The organism is Tahibacter harae (assembly GCF_024437735.1).
GTDB classification, from domain to species: Bacteria; Pseudomonadota; Gammaproteobacteria; order Xanthomonadales; family Rhodanobacteraceae; genus Tahibacter; species Tahibacter harae.
Genome location: NZ_JANFQO010000022.1, coordinates 42,172 through 61,868, shown reverse-complemented (window position 1 = coordinate 61,868; position 19,697 = coordinate 42,172). Strand labels below are relative to the sequence as shown.

Annotated in this window: 12 protein-coding genes, 1 pseudogene and 1 riboswitch; of the genes and pseudogenes, 8 read left to right on the top strand and 5 right to left on the bottom strand. The window is 69.6% G+C overall.

What is annotated here, in order from left to right:
• Positions 1 to 347: 347 nt before the first annotated feature.
• Positions 348 to 2,261 (bottom strand): transcription termination factor Rho, encoded by a 1,914-nt coding sequence (rho, locus tag NM961_RS19445; RefSeq protein ID WP_439334231.1) that lies wholly within the window; start codon positions 2,259 to 2,261, stop codon positions 348 to 350.
• A gap of 282 nt (positions 2,262 to 2,543) precedes the next feature.
• The gene (gene trxA / locus NM961_RS19440; RefSeq protein ID WP_255916078.1) at positions 2,544 to 2,873 is read right to left on the bottom strand and encodes a thioredoxin TrxA; all 330 of its coding nucleotides are present in this window, start codon (positions 2,871 to 2,873) and stop codon (positions 2,544 to 2,546) included.
• A gap of 219 nt (positions 2,874 to 3,092) precedes the next feature.
• On the opposite strand from trxA, the pseudogene rhlB reads away from it, so the two are divergent.
• From rhlB to NM961_RS19405, 7 genes and pseudogenes are all read left to right on the top strand, one after another.
• Positions 3,093 to 4,655 (top strand): annotated as a pseudogene (gene rhlB, locus NM961_RS19435) (ATP-dependent RNA helicase RhlB); the annotation flags it as partial.
• A 63-nt stretch (positions 4,656 to 4,718) separates the two neighbouring features.
• On the top strand, positions 4,719 to 5,684 hold the full coding sequence (gspC, locus tag NM961_RS19430) for a type II secretion system protein GspC (protein WP_255916077.1): 966 nt from the start codon (positions 4,719 to 4,721) through the stop codon (positions 5,682 to 5,684).
• On the top strand, positions 5,681 to 7,774 hold the full coding sequence (gene gspD, locus NM961_RS19425; protein WP_255916076.1) for a type II secretion system secretin GspD: 2,094 nt from the start codon (positions 5,681 to 5,683) through the stop codon (positions 7,772 to 7,774). The genes gspC and gspD overlap by 4 nt, the downstream gene beginning before the upstream one ends.
• Complete coding sequence (gene gspE / locus NM961_RS19420) at positions 7,771 to 9,291, top strand: type II secretion system ATPase GspE (protein ID WP_255916075.1); 1,521 nt, start codon at positions 7,771 to 7,773, stop codon at positions 9,289 to 9,291. The genes gspD and gspE overlap by 4 nt, the downstream gene beginning before the upstream one ends.
• Positions 9,292 to 9,834: 543 nt before the next feature.
• Positions 9,835 to 9,947, top strand: a riboswitch (SAM riboswitch).
• An 85-nt stretch (positions 9,948 to 10,032) separates the two neighbouring features.
• Positions 10,033 to 11,058 (top strand): homoserine O-succinyltransferase MetX, encoded by a 1,026-nt coding sequence (gene metX, locus NM961_RS19415; RefSeq protein ID WP_255916074.1) that lies wholly within the window; start codon positions 10,033 to 10,035, stop codon positions 11,056 to 11,058.
• 19 nt (positions 11,059 to 11,077) lie between these two features.
• Complete coding sequence (gene metB / locus NM961_RS19410) at positions 11,078 to 12,265, top strand: cystathionine gamma-synthase (RefSeq protein ID WP_255916073.1); 1,188 nt, start codon at positions 11,078 to 11,080, stop codon at positions 12,263 to 12,265.
• Positions 12,262 to 13,365 carry a homoserine dehydrogenase family protein gene (locus NM961_RS19405; protein ID WP_255916072.1) on the top strand — a complete coding sequence of 368 codons (1,104 nt, stop codon included), beginning with the start codon at positions 12,262 to 12,264 and terminating at the stop codon, positions 13,363 to 13,365. The genes metB and NM961_RS19405 overlap by 4 nt, the downstream gene beginning before the upstream one ends.
• Before the next feature lie 75 nt (positions 13,366 to 13,440).
• Here the strand turns inward: NM961_RS19405 and NM961_RS19400 are convergent, their stop codons facing one another.
• The 3 genes from NM961_RS19400 to NM961_RS19390 all read right to left on the bottom strand — a co-directional run bounded on the left by NM961_RS19400 (position 13,441) and on the right by NM961_RS19390 (position 17,643).
• The gene (locus tag NM961_RS19400) at positions 13,441 to 15,687 is read right to left on the bottom strand and encodes a xanthine dehydrogenase family protein molybdopterin-binding subunit (RefSeq protein WP_255916071.1); all 2,247 of its coding nucleotides are present in this window, start codon (positions 15,685 to 15,687) and stop codon (positions 13,441 to 13,443) included.
• Entirely contained in the window at positions 15,684 to 16,229 is a 546-nt protein-coding gene (locus NM961_RS19395; RefSeq protein ID WP_255916070.1) for a (2Fe-2S)-binding protein, read from the bottom strand. The genes NM961_RS19400 and NM961_RS19395 overlap by 4 nt, the downstream gene beginning before the upstream one ends.
• 103 nt (positions 16,230 to 16,332) lie before the next feature.
• Complete coding sequence (locus NM961_RS19390) at positions 16,333 to 17,643, bottom strand: APC family permease (protein ID WP_255916069.1); 1,311 nt, start codon at positions 17,641 to 17,643, stop codon at positions 16,333 to 16,335.
• A gap of 184 nt (positions 17,644 to 17,827) precedes the next feature.
• Between NM961_RS19390 and NM961_RS19385 the strand changes: the two genes are divergently transcribed.
• On the top strand, positions 17,828 to 19,486 hold the full coding sequence (locus NM961_RS19385; protein WP_255916068.1) for an amidohydrolase: 1,659 nt from the start codon (positions 17,828 to 17,830) through the stop codon (positions 19,484 to 19,486).
• Positions 19,487 to 19,697 lie beyond the last annotated feature (211 nt).

Here is a 19,697-nt window from a genome sequence, read left to right as displayed (position 1 = left end):
CGGGGGAGAGGGTTGGGTGAGGGGGCGCCGCGTCAGTTTGCGAAGCAGCATGGTTTTCGCGGTTTCCGGGTCATTGAAGAATCTGGCGAGAATCCAAACGTCGAGGCGCGTTGATCGTCGCCCCCTCACCCCAAACCTCTCCCCCGAGCAAGCTCGGGGGAGAGGGAGCTTTCTTTTTTTTTTTCAAAATCGCGGCAATTCCTGATGCCAAGAACCGTGGGTTCCGCCGCACATTCCCTGCGAATCTCGAATCTCGAATCCCGAATCCCGAATCGCGGCTCCAGAAACGACAAAGGCGCAGCCCATGGGCCGCGCCTTCGTAATGCCGCCGGATGCCGCGGGCTGTGTCAGCCGCGCTTCATCGTGGCGAAGAACTCGTCGTTGGACTTGGTGTTCTTCATCTTGTCGAGCAGGAATTCCATTGCCGCCAGTTCGTCCATGGGATGCAGCAGCTTTCGCAGGATCCAGATTTTCTGCAGCATGTCCGGCTCGATCAGCAGTTCCTCGCGGCGGGTGCCGGAGCGGTTGATGTTGATGGCCGGGTAGACGCGCTTTTCGGTGATGCGGCGGTCCAGGTGCACTTCCATGTTGCCGGTGCCCTTGAACTCTTCGTAGATCACTTCGTCCATCTTCGAGCCGGTATCGACCAGCGCGGTGGCGAGGATGGTCAGCGAGCCGCCTTCTTCCACATTGCGCGCGGCGCCGAAGAAGCGCTTGGGGCGCTGCAGGGCGTTGGCGTCGACACCGCCGGTGAGCACCTTGCCGGAGCTGGGCACCACGGTGTTGTAGGCGCGCGCCAGGCGGGTGATGGAGTCGAGCAGGATGACCACGTCCTTCTTGTGCTCGACCAGGCGCTTGGCGCGCTCGATCACCATGTCGGCGACCTGCACGTGGCGTGCGGCGGGCTCGTCGAAGGTGGAGCTGATGACTTCGGCGGCGCGCACGCCGCGGACCATTTCGGTCACTTCTTCCGGGCGCTCGTCGATCAGCAGGATGATCAGGTGCACTTCCGGATGGTTGTTGACGATGGCCTGGGCCACGTTCTGCAGCATCATGGTCTTGCCGGCCTTGGGCGGCGAGACGATGAGGCCGCGCTGGCCCTTGCCGATCGGCGACATCAGATCGAGGATGCGGCCGGTGATGTCTTCCGAGGAGCCGTTGCCGCGTTCCAGGCGGAACGCCTTGCGCGGGAACAGCGGGGTGAGGTTCTCGAACAGGACCTTGTTCTTGGACGCTTCCGGCGGCTCGCCGTTGATGTCGTCCACCTTGAGCAGGGCGAAATAGCGTTCACCGTCTTTCGGCGGGCGGATGCGGCCGGTGATGTAGTCGCCGGTGCGCAGGTTGAAGCGGCGGATCTGGCTGGGGCTGACGTAGATGTCGTCGGGGCCGGCCAGGTAGGACTCGTCGCCGGAGCGCAGGAAGCCGAAACCGTCCTGCAGGATTTCCAGTACGCCTTCGCCCCAGATGCCGCCGCCGGAGCGGGCGTGCGCCTTGAGGATGTTGAAGATGACGTCCTGCTTGCGCGCGCGGGCCACGCCTTCCTGGATGCCCAGTCCCTCGGCGATCTCCAGCACGGCCGCGGCGGGCTTGCGCTTGAGTTCGGTGAGGTTGATCAGCGGGCCGTTGCCGCCGCCGTTGCGCTCGTCGGGGATCTCGTCCTCGTAGTTGCCGCCGCGCATCTGTTGCTGCTGCTGGCGGTTCTGCCGGTTGCGGTTGCGGTTGCGGCCTTCGCGGCGGCCCTGGCCCTGGTGCTGGCCGCCCTGATTCTGGTTCGGGTTGTTCGGATTCTGGCCGCCTTCGCCGCCGCCGTTGTTGCCGTTGCCGTTGCCGCTGTACTGGGCATCGCCGCCGTCGTGACCGCCGTCATTGCCCTGGCTGCCCTGGAAACCCGGGTTGCCGGGGGTGTTGCCGTTGCCGGGATTGTTGCCGCCACCCTGGCCCGGATTGGCGAAAAGATCGTTGCTGGGCTGCGCGGGGCGCTCGTTGCCGCGGTCCTGGCGCTCGCCGCGGTCGGGGCGGTGCTGGCGTTCGGGACGCTCGGCGCGCTCCTGCGGTTCGCTGCGCTCGGCGCGTTCTTCGCGCGGCGGCGGGGCTTCGCCGCCGGCGGCGCCTTCGGCGCGGGCGGCGGCTTCGGCCTTGGCGGCGGCGCGCGCGGCCTGGGCTTCGCGGCGCGACACGCGCGGTTCGGCCGCAGCCGTGGTTTCGGGACGCGCGTCAGCCGTTGCGGCCGAGCCGTTTTCCTTGTTCTCGATATCAGACACGGGCAAACCTCGCATGGGCGCCGTTGGCCGGCATGTGTCGCGCCGGCGGGATGGAATCAGGGGGTGAACCGGAAGGGATGGGGCGCTGCGCCCCGGCAACTGTCAATTACGTTAGCACTGTGAAAGTGCAGCGTAAAGCCATGAATGCCACCGAACCTGTGCCGATCGTCCGCCTGTGCGGCGCTGGCGGCAGAGCGTGCCGCATCCGGAGGGGCGGCACGCCGGCGGGCGGGTGCGTGGCGGCCGCGGCGCGCGCTGGATGCGGCGCCGCGGCGGCAGGGATCAGAGGGTGCGGTCGACGAACTGGGTCAGGTGGTTCTTGGTCGGCGGCGCGCCGAGCTGCGTGCCTTCGACCTTGCCGTTCTTGAAGATCAGCAGCGTGGGCACGCCGCGGATGCCATAGGTGCGCGGCGTCTTCGGGTTCTGCTCGATGTTGACTTTGACGACTTTCATGCGGCCCTGGTAGTTGGTCGCGATTTCGTCCAGCATCGGCGCTATCACCTTGCAGGGGCCACACCAGGTGGCCCAGAAATCGACCAGTACCGGCTCAGCCGAATTCAGTACATCGGTTTCGAAGGTATCGTCGCTGGTCTCGGCGATGAGCTGGCTCAAGGGAATTCTCCGTCTTAAGAGTTTCCGCCAAGCTGCGGAAATGTTTGGGTTTAGGCTACACTCGGCGCGTTGCTGGGCAAACGCGGAGCGTGGCAGGCGCGGAAGGCGGGGCGGCATTTCAGCCCAACCGGCCGCACGTTTCAAGTTGGGCCTCGTGGAATAGTCCTCAAGTCCCCCGGTGCGTTTCGTGAAGAACGCCCGGCCTATCTGGCCAGTTGAATGTCCGAGCAAGTACTAACCGATTCTTTTTTCGACAATTTTGACCTGCATCCCAGCCTGCTGGCAGGGTTGCACGAGTCCGGCTTCACGCGCTGCACGCCGATCCAGGCGCTGACCCTGCCGGTGGCCCTGGCCGGGCGCGACGTCGCCGGCCAGGCCCAGACCGGCACCGGCAAGACCGGCGCCTTCCTGATCGCGGCCATGCAGCGCCTGCTGACCCAGCCGGCCCTGGCCGAGCGCAAGGAGACCGATCCGCGCTGCCTGGTGCTGGCGCCGACCCGCGAACTGGCCATCCAGATCGACAAGGACTTCAAGAACCTGGGCCGGCATACCGGGCTGAAGTCGGCCCTGATCTACGGCGGCGTGGACTACGACAAGCAGCGCGACCAGCTGCGCGGCGGCGTCGACATCATCATCGCCACGCCGGGCCGCCTGATCGATTATTTCAAGCAGCACGTATTCGCCCTGCGCGCGGTCGACGTCATGGTCATCGACGAAGCCGACCGCATGTTCGACCTGGGCTTCATCAAGGACGTGCGCTTCCTGATGCGGCGCCTGCCGCCGCGCGACAAGCGCCTGGGCCTGCTGTTCTCCGCCACGCTGAGCTACCGCGTGCTGGAGCTGGCCTACGAGCATATGAACAACCCCGAGAAGCTGTCGGCCGAGACTGAATCGGTGACGGCTTCGCGTGTGCGCCAGAGCGTCTATTTCCCGGCCACCGAGGAAAAGATGCCGCTGCTGCTGAACCTGATGTCGGCTGCCGACGTACAGCGCAGCATCGTGTTCGTGAACACCAAGATCGCCGCCGAGCGCGTGACCACGCGGCTGGAGCGGCACGGCTTCCGCGTCGGCGCGCTGTCGGGCGATGTGCCGCAGAAGAAGCGGCAGAAGCTGCTGGAGCGCTTCCAGCGCGGCGAGGTCGACGTGCTGGTCGCCACCGACGTGGCCGCGCGCGGCCTGCATATCCCGGCCGTCAGCCATGTCTTCAATTACGACCTGCCGCACGATCCGGAAGACTATGTCCACCGCATAGGCCGCACCGCGCGCCTGGGCGCCGAGGGTGATGCGATCAGCTTCGCCTGCGACCTGTATGCGATGGGCCTGCCCGATATCGAGCAATTCATCCAGCAGAAGATCCCGGTTGCCACGGTGACGCGGGAACTGCTGGTGCCGCCGCCGCGGCGCGAACGCGCCGAGCACCCGGCCGATGCACAGAATGCACTGGATGACGAGGCCGACGCGCTGGATGCGCCGCCGCGTCCGCCGCGCCCGCGCGGCGACAGGTCCGGCCGCCGTCCCGGTGGCGGACGCTCCGGCGGCGGCCGCCCGGGCGGCCGTTCCGGCGAAGGCGAAAAGAAGCGCGAGGCCCAGCCTGCTGCCGCGTCCGGCGAAAACCCGGGCGGCGAGGCCAGTGCCGGTGAAGCCGCGTCCGGCGAAGGCAGCCAGCCGGCTGCGGCCAAGCGCCGCCGCCGCCGCCGCGGCGGCCGGGGTGGCAGCCGCGGCAACGGCAGCGAAGGCGGAAACGCCGGCCCTGCCGGCGAGAGCGCCGCGCCGCCGGCACCGGAAGCGTGACGGACAGGGATCGAGGCAAGGCACGTTGAAGCAAGGTAAGTCGGGGGAAGGGTGATGGCAGTCATGGCCACGCGGGAACTGAGCAGTGCCCAGGTCGAGCGGATTTCCCTGCTCGGCGGCATGCTCGCCTGCGCCGTGCTGGCGCTGACTTGCCTGTGGCTGGCGGTCAAGTTGATCTGGCTGGTGCTGCCCGGTGCGGCGGAGCCGGAAATGGCCCTGCCGCCCGCCGCGGCGGTGCCGGTGTCCGGCGGCAAGGCGGCGGTCAGCGTGTCCAAGTGGCATCTGTTCGGCAGCGCCGGCCTGACCAACGCCCAGCTCGCGCGCAGCGCGCCGGCGACGCAATTGCAGCTGCAACTGCGCGGCACCCTGGCCGAAGCCGATCCCCGCGCCGGCATGGCGGTGATCGCCGATCCGGTCTCGGGCGAGCGTGCCTACCGCGTCGGCGATGCGCTGCCCGGCGGCGCCAGCCTCGACGGCGTCTATCCCGACCGCGTGATCCTGTTGCACGAAGGCGCGCAGGAAACCCTGGGCCTGCCCTACGACCAGCCCGGCGTGCCGTCCGCCAGCGCGCCGGCCGCGACTGCCGCGGCGCCCGCGCCGGCCATGCATGGCCGCGCGGCCGCGGCGGCCTCGGCCTCCGCACCTGCGCCCGACCAGATTCCCGCCGCCGCGCCGGTGTTCGTGCCGCCGCAGATGGCCCAGGGCGCGGTGGATTTTTCCAAGATCCAGCAGCAGCTGGGCGTGCCCGATCCGGCCCAGCTGATGCGCCAGATCAACGCCCAGCCGGTGATGGAGAACGGCCGCATGGCCGGGGTGCGTCTTTCCGGCGGTCCGAACGCGGCGCTGGTCGCCCAGCTCGGCCTGCAGCCCAGCGACATCGTCACCTCGATCAACAACGTGCCGCTGGATTCCATGGCGCGCGCGAACCAAGTCGTGCAAAGCCTAACCAACGCCAATCGCGTCACCGTCACGGTGAACCGCGACGGCAAGCCCGTCACCTTGAGCGTGAACATCAAATGATGCGCACCCCGACCTTCCATCTGCGCGCCTGCGCACTCGCCCTGGCCCTGGTATTGGCCGGCGGCGCTTCCGTGGCCCAGCCGCCGCCCTCGGCCGCGGGCAACCCGCCCGGTACGCATACGCTGAATCTCAAGGATGCCGACATCCAGGCGCTGATCGCGACGGTGTCGGAAATCACCGGCAAGAACTTCATCGTCGGCCCGAATGTGCAGGGCAAGGTCAGCGTGATCTCGGCCCGGCCCATGCAGCCTGACGAGATCTACGACGTGTTCCTGTCGGTGCTGCGCGTACACGGCTACGCCGCGGTGCCGGCCGGCAGCATGATCAAGATCGTGCCCGAGGCCATGGCCCAGGCCGAAGGCACCAACAGTGTCGCCACCGCCGAATCCGGCGATGCGATCGTCACCCAGATCCTGCCGTTGCGGCACGTGGCCGCGGCCGAGCTGGTGCCCATCCTGCGTCCGCTGCTGCCGCAGGGCGCGCAGCTGATCGCGCACCAGACCAGCAACTCGCTGGTGGTGTCCGACCGCGCCAGCAACATCCAGCGCGTGGCCGGCATCGTCGCGCGCATCGACACCGTTTCCGACGCGGAAGTGGAAGTGCTGCCGCTGCAGCACGCCAACGCCTCGGAGATGGCGCGCACCCTGACCATCCTGGCCGAGGACAAGTCCACCCAGGCCAGCGGCGAAGCGCCGCGCATCCTGGCCGACGAACGCACCAATTCCATCCTGATTGCCGGCGCCAAGAGCGGCCGCCTGCGCATGCGCACCCTGGTGACCCACCTGGATACGCCGCTGCAGAGCGGCGGCGGCACCAACGTGGTCTACCTGCGCTATGCCAAGGCCAAGGACCTGGTGCCCATACTCAGCGGCGTGGCCGCCACGCTCAATGGCGAAGTGACCGCCAGCGGCGCGCCCGTGGTGGCCCCGGGCGGCGCAGCGGCCCCCGGCGGTGCTGCCGGCGGCAATACGGCGACCATCCAGGCGCACGAGGAAACCAATGCGCTGATCATCAGCGCCGCCCCCGCGGTGTTCCGCTCGCTCGAAGGCGTGATCCGCCAGCTCGACGTGCGCCGCGCCCAGGTGCTGATCGAAGCCATCATCGCCGAGGTCTCCGACGAGACCGCCAGCGAGATCGGCGTGCAGTGGCAGGCGCCGCTCAACGGCACCGACAACAACTGGATAGGCGGCACCAATTTCACCGGCTCCGACGGCCGCGGCAACATCATCGACGTGGCGCAGGATCCGCGCGCGCTGGGTTCCGGCCTGTCGCTGGGCTACATCACCGGCACCACCAACATTCCCGGCATCGGCGACATCGTCAATCTCGGCTTCCTGCTGCGCATGCTCAAGGGCGATGGCAAGTCCAACGTGCTGTCCACGCCGTCGGTGCTGACCCTGGACAATACCGAGGCCACCATCAAGGTCGCCCAGGAAGTGCCGTTCAAGACCGGCCAATACACCAATGCCTCGGGCACCGGCGGCAACAACAACCAGCTCAATCCATTCCAGACCATCGAGCGCAAGGACGTGGGCCTGACGCTGAAGGTCACGCCGCATATCAACGAAGGCGATTCGGTGCGCCTGGACCTGCACCAGGAAGTGTCCTCGCTGGCACCTTCCGTGGACGGCGCGGTCGACCTCATCACCAACAAGCGCGAACTGTCCACCAGCGTGCTGGTCGCCGATGACGCCACCCTGGTGCTGGGCGGCCTGATCGACCAGAGCGCCAACGACAGCAACCAGAAGGTGCCCGGCCTGGGCAGCATCCCGGTGCTGGGCAACCTGTTCCGCTACCGCAGCAACAAGGCGTCCAAGCGCGACCTGATGATCTTCCTGCATCCCAAGATCCTGCGCGATGCGGCCACCGAGCAGGCGGTATCCAGCGAAAAATACAATTACATCCGCACCGAGCAGATCCAGATGCGCACCAACCGCGAGGCGCTGACGCCCGTGTCGCGCCAGCCGGTCGCGCCGGAAATGCACGATTTCATGGCCGATCCGAACGGCCCGGCCACGCCGGCGCCGCCGCCGCGGCCGGCGGCCAAGGCCGGCGCCAAGAAGCCCGCCGCGGCCAGAGGCAGCAAGTGAGTGAAGCGCGCCCGCCGCAAGCCGGTGCGGACGAAGCAGCCCGGCCGGCACGCCCGGCCCGGCCCAACTTCGGCTTCGCCCGGCGCAACGGCGCCACCCTGGTCGCCTGGCATGACGATCACGCCGAAGTCGCCTGCCGCGAGGGCGTAAAGCCCGAAGTGCTGGCGGAGCTGCGCCGCTACCTCGGCGCGCCGCTGAAACTCACCCGCCACAGCGCGGCGGATTTCGAGCAGCTGCTGCGCCGCCTGTACGAACAGGGCGACGACGCGCGCGGCGTGGTTTCGGACATGGACGAGTCGCTGGACCTGCGCTCCATCGCCGACGACCTGCCCGAGCCGGAAGACCTGCTCGAAAGCGACGACGACGCGCCCATCATCCGCCTCATCAACGCGCTGCTGACCGAGGCGGTGAAGGAAGGCGCGTCCGACATCCATATCGAGCCCTACGAGAACCGCCTGGTCGTGCGCTTCCGCATCGACGGGGTGCTGCGCGAGATCCTCTCGCCGCAGAAGGCCGTCGCCAATGCCGTGGTCAGCCGCATCAAGGTCATGGCCAAGCTCGACATCGCCGAGAAGCGCCTGCCGCAGGACGGCCGCATCGGCCTGAAGATCGCCGGGCGTCCGGTCGACGTGCGCGTGTCCACCATTCCCGCCGGTCACGGCGAGCGCGTCGTGCTGCGTCTGCTGGACAAGCAGGCCGGCCGGCTGGACCTGGTGCAGCTCGGCATGGCCGCCGACGACCGCGCGCGGCTGGAGGCGATCATCTCGCGGCCGCACGGCATCTTCCTGGTCACCGGCCCCACCGGCTCGGGCAAGACCACCACGCTCTACGCCGCGCTGCTCAAGCTCAACGACGCCAGCCGCAACATCATGACGGTGGAAGACCCGATCGAGTACTACATCGACGGCGTCGGCCAGACCCAGGTCAACACCAAGGTCGAGATGACCTTTGCCCGCGGCCTGCGCGCCATCCTGCGCCAGGATCCGGACGTGGTGATGGTGGGCGAAATCCGCGACCTGGAAACCGCGCAGATCGCGGTCCAGGCTTCGCTGACCGGTCATCTGGTGCTGTCCACCCTGCACACGAATTCGGCGGTGGGTGCGGTGACGCGCCTGCGCGACATGGGCGTGGAGCCCTTCCTGCTGTCCTCGTCGCTGATCGGCGTGCTGGCGCAGCGGCTGGTGCGGGTGCTGGACCCGGTCACGCGCGAGGCCTATCCGGCCAGCGTGCGCGAGCTGACAGCGTTCGGACAGCCCGCCGATGCGCACGCGATCCTGTACAAGCCGGCGGACGGGCTGGTCGGGCGGGCTTCCGGATACCGCGGCCGCACCGGCATCTACGAGCTGATCGGCGTGGACGAGAATTTCCGCCGGCAGATCCACGAAGGCGCGTCGGAGGCCGAGATGGAGCGCTACGTGCGCACGCGCGCGGCCTCGATCGCGGCGGACGGCTGGGCGAAATGCCTGGCCGGCGTCACTTCGGTGGACGAGGTGCTCAGGGTCACGCGCGAGGATTGATTCCGCGCCCGGCGCGTCCTGGGCGCCGATGGGTTCTGCCGCAGGCGGTTTCGTGTGCCGGCGGCGCGCGGCCGGCTTTTCCGGTTCCAGGTGGTTCCGGCAGCCGATGTGGCGCCAGGCGCAGTCCGTCGGTGCCGCGGCGCGCGCGGCACGCTTGCCGCGCATCTTCGGCGGCGCAGCGCCGCCCGGCATTTCTTTCTTCTTTGTATACGAATTGATTTTGACTGGCGCCGCCCGGCGCTTCAGCGGCACGCCGTGCGGAGCGCCGCAAGCCGCGCTCCGCCGACTGCCGGCCGCAGCCGCGTCGCATTCCTTCAGGTTCCGGCTCGCCTCGCGCCCGTCGGGCGCCGCGCCGCGGCGGCCGGCCGGAACTGCCCCGCGCCGCGGCGGCACAGGCCGGGATCGCGGACGTGCAGGCAGCTTCCCGCCTGAGCCGCCCGTACCTGGGGCCGCTCCCGGCGATAGTCCGATTGGCCATATGGACGTTTAGCCGTCTAAACGTCTATTGACGAAGCGGCGGGCGGCAACTAAAGTGCCGCCCACGATCCATCGAGACCGGCTGAGGGAAAGGCCCTTGGAAGCCGGGGCAACCGACGGGAAACCGCACGGTGCCAACTCCTACGGAGGCGCGCACGCGCCATGCCGAGAGATGGGTAGCCGCAGCCGTCCGGTGTCTCCGGGCGCCGCTGCCGCCGCCGTCGCCGGTTCCCGCAGGAGGCTCGACCACTGCCGGAGACCCGCATGAGCCTCACCAGCGCCACTTCCTTCGCCGCTTTCGATGCGGCGCCGTTCGCCTACGAATCCGCCGCTTTCCTGCAGCCGATTCCGCGCCCGGCGCACAGTGAAGCCGTGGTCCGCATCACGCCGCGCTACGGCCGCGGCCCGTGCACGGTCACCCTGCGCTATTTCTGGCATGGCGCGGCCGATGCGCCCACCGTCATCGTCCAGGGCGGTATCTCCGCCAGCCGCGACGTGTGCAGCCATGCCGGCAGCGCCGGCTGGTGGGACGACCTGGTCGGCACCGGCAAGCCGCTGGACCTGGCCAGCCACCGCGTGCTCAGCATCGACTGGCTCGCCGCCGCCGACCTGGACGGCGCCGCCGCGGTGTCCAGCGAGGACCAGGCCGAGGCCCTGGTCGCCCTGCTCGATGCGCTGGGCATCGTCCAGGCCAAGGCCTTCATCGGTTCCTCCTACGGCGCCATGGTCGGCCTGGCCCTGGCCGCGCGCCATCCGGCGCGCCTGGGCCGCCTGGTCGCGATCAGCGGCGCCCACCGCGCCCACCCGCTGGCTACGGCGCTGCGTGCGATCCAGCGCGAGATCGTGCGCGCCGGCGTCGCCGCCGGCACGGTGGACGCGGCGCTGGGCCTGGCGCGCCAGCTGGCCATGACCACCTACCGCGGCGCCGACGAATTCGCCGAGCGCTTCGACGCCGAGCCCGAATTCCGCGACGGCCGCTTCCATTTTCCGGTCGAGGATTACCTCGCCGCCGCCGGGCGCAAGTTCGTCGCGCGCTTCGACGCGCAGCGCTACCTCAGCCTGTCCGAATCCATCGACCTGCACCGCGTCGACGTGACCGGCCTGCGCCTGCCCTGCGACGTGGTTGCGGTCAGCAGCGACCGCCTGGTGCCGGTGCAGGACCTGCGCGATCTGGCCGCCGCCGCCGGCGCGCGCTACCACGAGATCGACTCGCGTTACGGCCACGACGCTTTTCTCAAGGAAACCGCCCGCATAGGCGCGCTGGTTGCCGCCGCTCTCTCCAGCTGTTGATTGCAAGGACTCTCCGATCATGAGCGAACTGACCGCCAACACCCGCGCCGTGCGCGCCGGCATCGAATCCGACACCCAGCACGGTGCGGTGGTACCGGCCCTGCACCTGTCCACCAACTACACCTTCGCCGGCTTCGGCCAGAAGCGTGCCTACGACTATTCGCGCAGCGGCAACCCCACCCGCGACCTGCTCGGCAACGCCCTGGCCGAACTCGAACACGGCGCCGGCGCGGTGGTGACGGCCAGCGGCATGGCGGCGGTGGCCCTGGTGCTGGAACTGGTGCCGGCCGGCGCGACCGTGATCGCCGCGCACGACTGCTACGGCGGCACCTGGCGCCTGCTCGACGCCTGGCAGAAGAAGGGCCGCTTCCAGGTGCGCTTCGTCAACCTGACCGATCCGCTGGCCCTGGCCGAGGCGCTGGCCGACAAGCCGGCCCTGGTCTGGGTGGAAACGCCGTCCAACCCGCTGCTGCGCATCACCGACGTGCGCCACGTCGCCCAGGCCGCGCACGCGGCGGGCGCCCTGGTCGTGGTCGACAACACTTTCCTCTCGCCGGCGCTGCAGCAGCCCATCACCCTGGGCGCGGACATCGTCGTCCACTCCACCACCAAGTACATCAACGGCCATAGCGATGTGGTCGGCGGCGCGGTGGTGGCCAAGGATCCCGCGGTCGCGCAGCAGCTGACCTGGTGGGCCAACTGCATCGGCCTGACCGGCGCGCCGTTCGACAGCTTCCTCACCCTGCGCGGCCTGCGCACGCTGGGCCCGCGCCTGCGCGCACACCAGGAGAACGCGGCCGCTCTGGCGGAACTGCTGCAGGGCCATGCGGCGGTGGAGAAGGTCTACTACCCGGGCCTGGCCGATCATCCGGGCCATGCGCTGGCGGCGCGCCAGCAGTCCGGCTTCGGCGCCATGCTGAGCTTCGAGCTGGCGGCGGACAATGACGGCATCGCCGCGTTCCTGGACGGCCTGAAGTGTTTCTCGCTGGCCGAATCGCTGGGCGGCGTGGAAAGCCTGGTCGCGCATCCGGCCTCGATGACGCATGCGGCCATGGCGGTGGAAGCGCGCCGCGCGGCGGGCATCGCCGACAACCTGCTGCGCCTGTCCGTGGGCATCGAGGATGCGCAGGATCTGGTGGCCGATATCCGCGCCGGCCTGGAACGCGCCGAAGCCGCGGCCAACGCCAAACAGAGGATACGTGCATGAGCGCCGTGGCACTGGCGGTCACCCATTCCACGCCGCGGCTCGCCCCGGATGCGGCCCAGGCTGCGGTCGTCGTACTCGGCACCGGCCTGGTCGGCGGCGCGCTGCTGCGCCTGCTGGAAGAAACCGCGGCCGATGTCGCGCCGCTGCGCCTGCTCGGCGTGGCCAATTCGCGCCACAGCCTGTTCGATCCCGCCGGGCTGGCCAGCGCCGACCTGCTGCCGCGGCTGGAAGATTCGGCCAGCTGCGATCTCGACGCCGTCGCCGCGGTGCTCAAGTCCAGCGAGCTGCCGCTGCGCATCGTGATCGACGCCACCCCGGCCCAGGCCGTGGCGCAGCGCCATGCGCGCTGGCTGGCCCAGGGCATACACGTGGTCACCGCCAACAAGATCGCCCAGGGCAGCCGCCTGGCCGACTGGCATGAAGTGCAGCGCGCGCGCCGCCACGGCGATACGCGCTACGGCGACAGCGCCACGGTCGGCGCCGGCCTGCCGGCCCTGTCCAGCCTGCGCCGGCTGTGCCGCAGCGGCGACCGCCTGCTGGCGCTGGACGGCGTGCTGTCGGGTTCGCTCTCGTTCCTGTTCAACCGCTACGACGGCAGCCAGCCGTTCTCGGCCCTGCTGCACGAGGCGCGCGAGCGCGGCTATACCGAGCCGGATCCGCGCGCGGACCTTTCCGGCGCGGATGTGGCGCGCAAGCTGCTGATCCTGGCCCGCGTCGCCGGCGTGGAGCTGGAGGAATCGGAAGTGGAGGTCGAAGGACTGGTGCCGCCGCACCTGGCCGCGCTGGACAGCAAGGCCTTCCAGGCGCGCCTGGGCGAGATCGACACCTATGTGGAGCGCCGCTTCCGCGAAGCCCGGTCCCAGGGCAAGGTGCTGCGCTACCTCGCCTCGCTGGATGTGTCCGGCCGTGCCCGCGTCGGCCTGCGCGCGGTGGATGCGGACCATCCCTGCGCCGCGCTGCGCGGCGCGGACAACCTGTTCGCCTTCACCACCACGCGCTACCGCGAACGTCCGCTGGTCGTGGTCGGTCCCGGTGCTGGCGCCGATGTCACGGCGCAGGGCCTGCTGGCGGATACCTTGGAAATTCTCGGCAATCGCTAAATGGCAAAAAAGCTGCGCCGCCGTCGCCGGCGGCGCAGCTTTAGGTCAGCCTCGCCCGAATTCCGAATCCCGGCCTCAAAGCAACCGGTTCAGCTCCGGCAATATCGGCAGCTTGCGCACCCGCACCGTGGTGGCTGCGTAGATCGCGTTGGCCAGGGCCGGCGCCACGCTGGGAATGCCCATTTCGCCGGCGCCGGACGGTTCGAGTTCGCTGGGCAGGATGATGACCTCGACCTCATTGGGCATCTGCGCCATGCGGCCCAGGGCGTAGTCGCCGAAGCTGGACTGCTGCACCTGGCCGTCCTTGACCGTGATGGCCAGGTTCAGCGCGGTGGAGATGCCATCGATGGTGCCGCCCATCATCATCGCTTCCACGCCCAGCGGATTGACCACGCGGCCCACGTCGGCCACGCAGATGGCGCGGTGTATGCGCAGGTCGCGGCCGTCGACGGAAACCTCGAAGGCGTGCGCGGCATAGCCGCCGAAGGTGAAATGGCAGGCGATGCCCACGCCGCGGCCGTCGCTGCGCTTGCGCTTCCAGTCGATCGCCTCGGCACAGCGGCTCAGCACCGCGGCCAGGCGGCCGGTATCGAACTTGGGCCCGCCGTGGCCGGAGTAATCCAGCTCGCGCGCTTCGCCGAGCAGGGCCAGGCGCAGGGCGACGGCATCCTGCTTGGTCTCCACCGCGATCTCGTCGATGAAGCTCTGCACGGCGAAGGCATGAAAGGTATGCAGCGGTGCGCGCCAGGGGCCGCGCGGCATGCCCGATTCCAGGCTGAAGAAGCGCTTGTCCAGGTTGGGCAGCAGGCCGGCGGGGAAATCGTCGGCTTCCAGGCAGCCCTGGCCGGGCGGGCGTTCCTTCTTGCGCGCAATGCGGTAGTTCAGCGAGGTCGCCGCGCACAGGTGCGCGAAGCCGGTGAGCTGGTTCTTGCGGTCCAGCGTCGCGCTCATCTGGTGCACGCCGAAGGGGCGGTAGAAGTCGTGGCGCAGGTCGTCGTCGCGGGTCCACAGCAGCTTGACCGGCTTGCCCGCCTTCTTGGCGATCATCACCGCTTCGGCGACGTAGTCGTTCTCCAGGCGCCGGCCGAAGCCGCCGCCGGCGCGGGTCATGCGTATCTCGATCTTCTCCCGCGCCAGGCCGGTGAGGTTGGCGATGACGCTGGAGGCGCCGCTGGGGTTCTGCAGCGAGCCAATGAACAGGGCGCGGTCGGGCTCGATCTTGATGAGCGCGGCCGGCGGTTCCATGGTGGCGTGGGCCAGGAACGGCACCTGGTAGCGCGCTTCCAGCACGCGCTTGGCCGCCTTGCGCGCCGCGGCCATGTCGCCGTCCGTGCGCACGTTCACGCCTTCGCCCTTGAACGCCTCGGCGGCCTGGGCTTCGAGCTTCGCGGTGGATTCCTCGGCCCAGGGACCGGGCTTCCAGGTCACCTTGAGCGCGTTGCGGCCCTTCAGGGCGGCCCAGGTGTTGTCGGCCAGCACGACTACGCCGGCGGCGAGGTTGCCGTCGAAGGACGAACCCGGCACCGGGCCGTCCAGTGCGAATACCTCGCGCACGCCGGCGACCTTGCGCGCATCGCTGTCGTCGACCGATTCCACGCTGCCGTCCAGATGCGGACAACGCAGCATGACCGCGACCAGCGCGCCGCCGAGATAGGCGTCGATGCCGAACTGGGCCTGGCCGGTGACGATGGCGCGGGCGTCCACCGTGCGCGCGGGCTTGCCGATGACGCGGAACTGGTCCGGCGTCTTCACCGGCACCGGCTCGGCCGGCGGCAGTATCGCCGCGGCGCGCTCCACCAGTTCGGCATAGGGCATGCGCGTGCCGTCCGGGTGGACGACGTGGCTGGCCTCGGTGCTGATGCGTTCGTGCGGCAGCTGCCAGTGCTGCGCGGCGGCTTCGATCAGCAGCCAGCGCGCGACGGCGCCGGCCTGGCGCAGATCCTTCCAGCCGTCGGTGATGCTGGTGCTGCCGCCGGCGCCCTGGGGGCCGTAGCGGTTGGTCGGGCCGTCCGGGCCTATCTCGTAGCCGTAGGGCAGCTGTTCCACGCGCACGCGGGTCCAGTCCGCGTCCAGTTCCTCGGCCACGAGCATGGGCAGCGAGGTGATGACGCCCTGGCCGATCTCGCAGCCGCGCGCGCCGATGACAATGCGGTTGTTGCGTTCTATGCGTACGAAGGCACCGAGCGAGGTCAGCGCCTCGCCCAGCAGTTCCATGGGCACGGTGGGCGTGAACGCGGCGGAGGCCGGGCCTACGCCCACGACCAGGGCGCCGCTGGCCGACAGCATCACGCGGATGAACTGGCGCCGGCTCAGTCCGCTCATGGCTTGGCCTCGGCCGTGCGTGCGGCGGCGATCAGCTGGGCGGCGCGCTTGACCGCCTTGCGGATGCGCGGGTAGGTGCCGCAGCGGCACAGGTTGGTGAGCTGGGCGATGTCGCTGTCGCTGGGCTGGGCCTTGCGCTTGAGCAGGTCCACCGCGGCCATGATCTGGCCGGCCTGGCAGTAGCCGCACTGGGGCACGTCTTCCTCCACCCAGGCCTGCTGCACGGCGTGCAGGTCCTCACCGCTGGCCAGGCCTTCGATCGTGGTGATGGACTGGCCGGCCAGGGCGCTCACCGGCAGCAGGCAGGAGCGCTGCGCCTTGCCGTCCACATGCACGGTGCAGGCGCCGCACTGACCTACGCCGCAGCCGAACTTGCTGCCGGTCAGGCGCAGCACGTCGCGCAGATACCACAGCAGCGGCATGTCCGGCGCGCCGGAGTGGCGGTAGGTCTCGCCGTTGATGGTCAGCTCGATAGGACCGGGCTCGGCCGCAGCGACGGGCGCGCTGGGCTGTTTCCCGGTCTTCAAAGGGGGTGAGGGCATTTGACTCTCCGCAATGCAGGCCGGGATTGTCGCAGCAGCGCCGGAAGGCGAACAGGGGCCGGGCTGCCGCCGGCCGTGCCGCGGCCGCGGTTGGGCGCACGCTTCAGCGCGCGGCGTTGCTGCGGCGCCAGGCGTAGTAGGCGGGCACGCCGGCGGCGATGATGCCCAGGCCGATCAGGGTCTGCTGCGGCTGGGCGATGGCGCTGGACACCACCACATAGGCCACCGCGGCGATGAAGCCCAGCGCCAGCAGCGGATGCAGCGGCGCGCGGAACACATGGTTGCCGGCGTCGTGGCGACGGTAGTGGAACAGGGTGGCGGCGACCATGGCGCTGCCTATCCAGTCGCCGACGGTGGCGTAGTCCAGCAGCTGGCCGTAGCTGCCGCTGAGCACCAGTACGCAGGCCCACAGCGCCAGCCCGGCCAGGGCCACATCGGGCGAGCGGTACTGCGGATTGAGATGGGCCGCGGCGCGGAAGAACACGCCGTCGGCGCCCATCACCTGGAACATGCGTGCGCCGCCGAGGATGGAGATATTGCAGAAGCCGAAGGTGGAGATCGCGATGCCCGCGGCGATCAGCACCGCGCCGGTGGGGCCGAACGCACCCTGCATCAGTTCCGCCGCGGGCGCCTTGCTTGCGGCCAGGCCGGCATGGCCGAGCACGTGCAGATAGGCGTAGTTGGCCAGCAGGTAGCAGGCGGTGCAGGTGAGCATGCCCAGCACCAGGGCGCGCGGGATGTTCTTCTGCGGCTCGCGGATCTCGCCGGCGATGTTGTTCACGTAGAACCAGCCGCTGTACGCGAACAGCACCGGCAGCATGGCGCTGCCCAGGCTGCCGCCGCCGGGCGCGGCACCGGCGGGCGGCGGCGCGGCCGCGCCGCCAAAGGCCAGGCCGGCCACGACGACGGCGACCACCGCCAGCAGCTTGAGCACCGTGGCCAGGTTCTGCACCAGGGCGCCGGCGCGGATGCCGAAGAAATTGATGCCGGCCAGCAGCAGGATGGCGCCGACCGCCAGCGGCTTGACCAGATTGTCGGACAGGCCGGCGACCTGGCAGGCATACACCGCGAACGTAGTCGCCACCGCGGCGATGGAGCCGGAATAGTTGACCAGCAGCATGATCCAGCCGAACAGGAAGGCGATCAGCGGGCCGTAGGATTCGCGCAGATACACGTAGCCGCCGCCGGCCTGGGGCCGGCGCGCGCCGAGTTCGGCATAGATGAAGGCGCCGGCCAGGGCGAACACGCCGCCCAGGGCCCAGGCCAGCAGGGTCATGCCGGACGAATCCGTGCGCTGCGCAACCAGGGCGGGGTTGAGAAAGATGCCCGAGCCGATGATGCCGCCGACGACCACCATGGTGGCGTCCAGCACGCCCAGACGGCGTGCATATCCGGGATTGGTGCTGTCGCTCATCGGCGGCTCTCTGCGGGGATGGCGGAGGATGGGGCAGGCCTGCGGCATTGGCAATGCGGCTGCGGCGCGGGTGGGCAGGACGCCGCCTGCGGGTGCCGATGCGATTGTTCCCGCCGCGCCGCCATGGCTTGTCAGTCTTGCCGGCGGCGGCCACAGTTGCCGGACACCGTGCGAGGAGTCCGCCGTGCTGCGATCCACCCTGGCCCTGTTCATCGCCCTGGCCTGCGTCCCGGCCGCCGCCGATACGCTGCTGCTGAACGCGCGCATCCATACCCTGGATGCGGCCGTGCCCGAGGCCCAGGCCCTGGCCTGGGACGAGGCGGGACGCATCCTCGCCGTCGGCGACAGCGCCGCCCTGCAGCAGCAGTTCCCCGCGGCGCAGCGCCTGGATGCCGGCGGTCGCAGCGTGCTGCCCGGCCTGACCGACGCCCACGGCCATGTGCTCGGCCTGGGGCTGTCCCTGCTCAATGCCGACCTGCGCGGCACGGCGAGCAAGGCCGAGGTGCTGGCGCGGCTGCGCGCCCACGCGCAGCAACTGCCGCCGGACAGCTGGCTGCTCGGACGCGGCTGGGACCAGAACGACTGGCCGGAGAAAGTGTTTCCCACGGCGGCCGACCTGGACGCCGCGTTTCCCGACCGCCCCGTCTATCTCAGCCGTATAGACGGCCATGCGAGCTGGGCCAACAGCGCGGCGCTGCGCCGCGCGGCGCGCGATCTGGACGGCGACTGGCAGCCCGAAGGCGGCCGCATAGAACGCAGGGACGGCAAGGCCAGCGGCGTGCTGGTCGACGCCGCCATGGATCTGCTCGACGGCGCGGTGCCCAAGCCGGATGCGGCGCTCAAGCGCAAGGCCTACGCCCTGGCCTTCGACAAACTGCTCGCCGCCGGCCTGACCGGCGTGCACGACGCCGGCGTGAGCCTGGACGACCTGGCCGTGCTGCGCGAACTGGCCGACGCCGGCAAGCTGCCGCTGCGCCTCTACACCATGGCCGATGCGGACGGCCCGGCGCTGGACGCGCTGTGCCGCGACGGCCTCTACGCCCATGCCGGCGGGCGCCTGCAGATGCGCGCGGTAAAGCTCTATGTGGATGGCGCCCTGGGCAGCCGCGGCGCCGCGCTCAAGGCCGACTACAGCGACGATGCGGGCAACCGCGGCCTGCTGGTGACTTCGCCGCAGGCATTCCGCCGCAGCGTGGAAAAGGCGCAACGCTGCAAGGTCCAGGTCGCCACGCACGCCATCGGCGACCGCGGCAACGAACTGGTGCTGGACACCTATGCCGCGGTGCTGGGCGCGCAGGCGAAAAGCGATCACCGCTGGCGCGTCGAGCATGCCCAGATCGTCGCGGTGCCGGATATCGCGCGCTTCGCCAGGCTGGGCCTGATCGCGTCCATGCAGCCCACCCACGCCACCAGCGACATGCCCTGGGTGCAGGCGCGCATCGGCCGCGCGCGCCTGCCTGGCGCCTATGCCTGGCGGCGCTTCCTCGACGCCGGCGTGCCGCTGGCGCTGGGTTCGGATTTTCCGGTGGAACAGTTCAGCCCGCTGCTGGGCCTCTACGCCGCGGTCACGCGGCAGGATCTTTCCGGCCAGCCGGCGCGGGGCTGGTTGCCGGACCAGCGTCTGAAGATGGTTGAAGCCCTGCGCGGTTTTTCACTCGGCGCGGCCTACGCCGGCTTCGCCGAGGCGCGTCTGGGCAGTATTGCCGCAGGCAAGACGGCGGATCTCACGGTATTGGACTCGGATGTGTTCCTCATCCGGCCCGGTGAAATTCCCTCAGCAAAAGTCGCGGCAACCCTGGTCGACGGCAGATTCATGTACGGCGCGCTGCCGCCGCCGCGCTGAGGCCATTTTTCGGCCGCGCCGGCGCCTTTGCCGGCCGCTTGTTCCAATGCGCTGATTTTCAACGGAACCTGGCCGCGCCGCCGCGCCGGCTTTGCATTTCTGCTGCGCACGGATCCGGGTTTTTACTCATCCGAAGCCGGTGAAACGACCTGCGCGCGGAGCGGGGTCGATAAGTGCAATTTATCAACCGTGTGAAGAAATCCATTGGTTT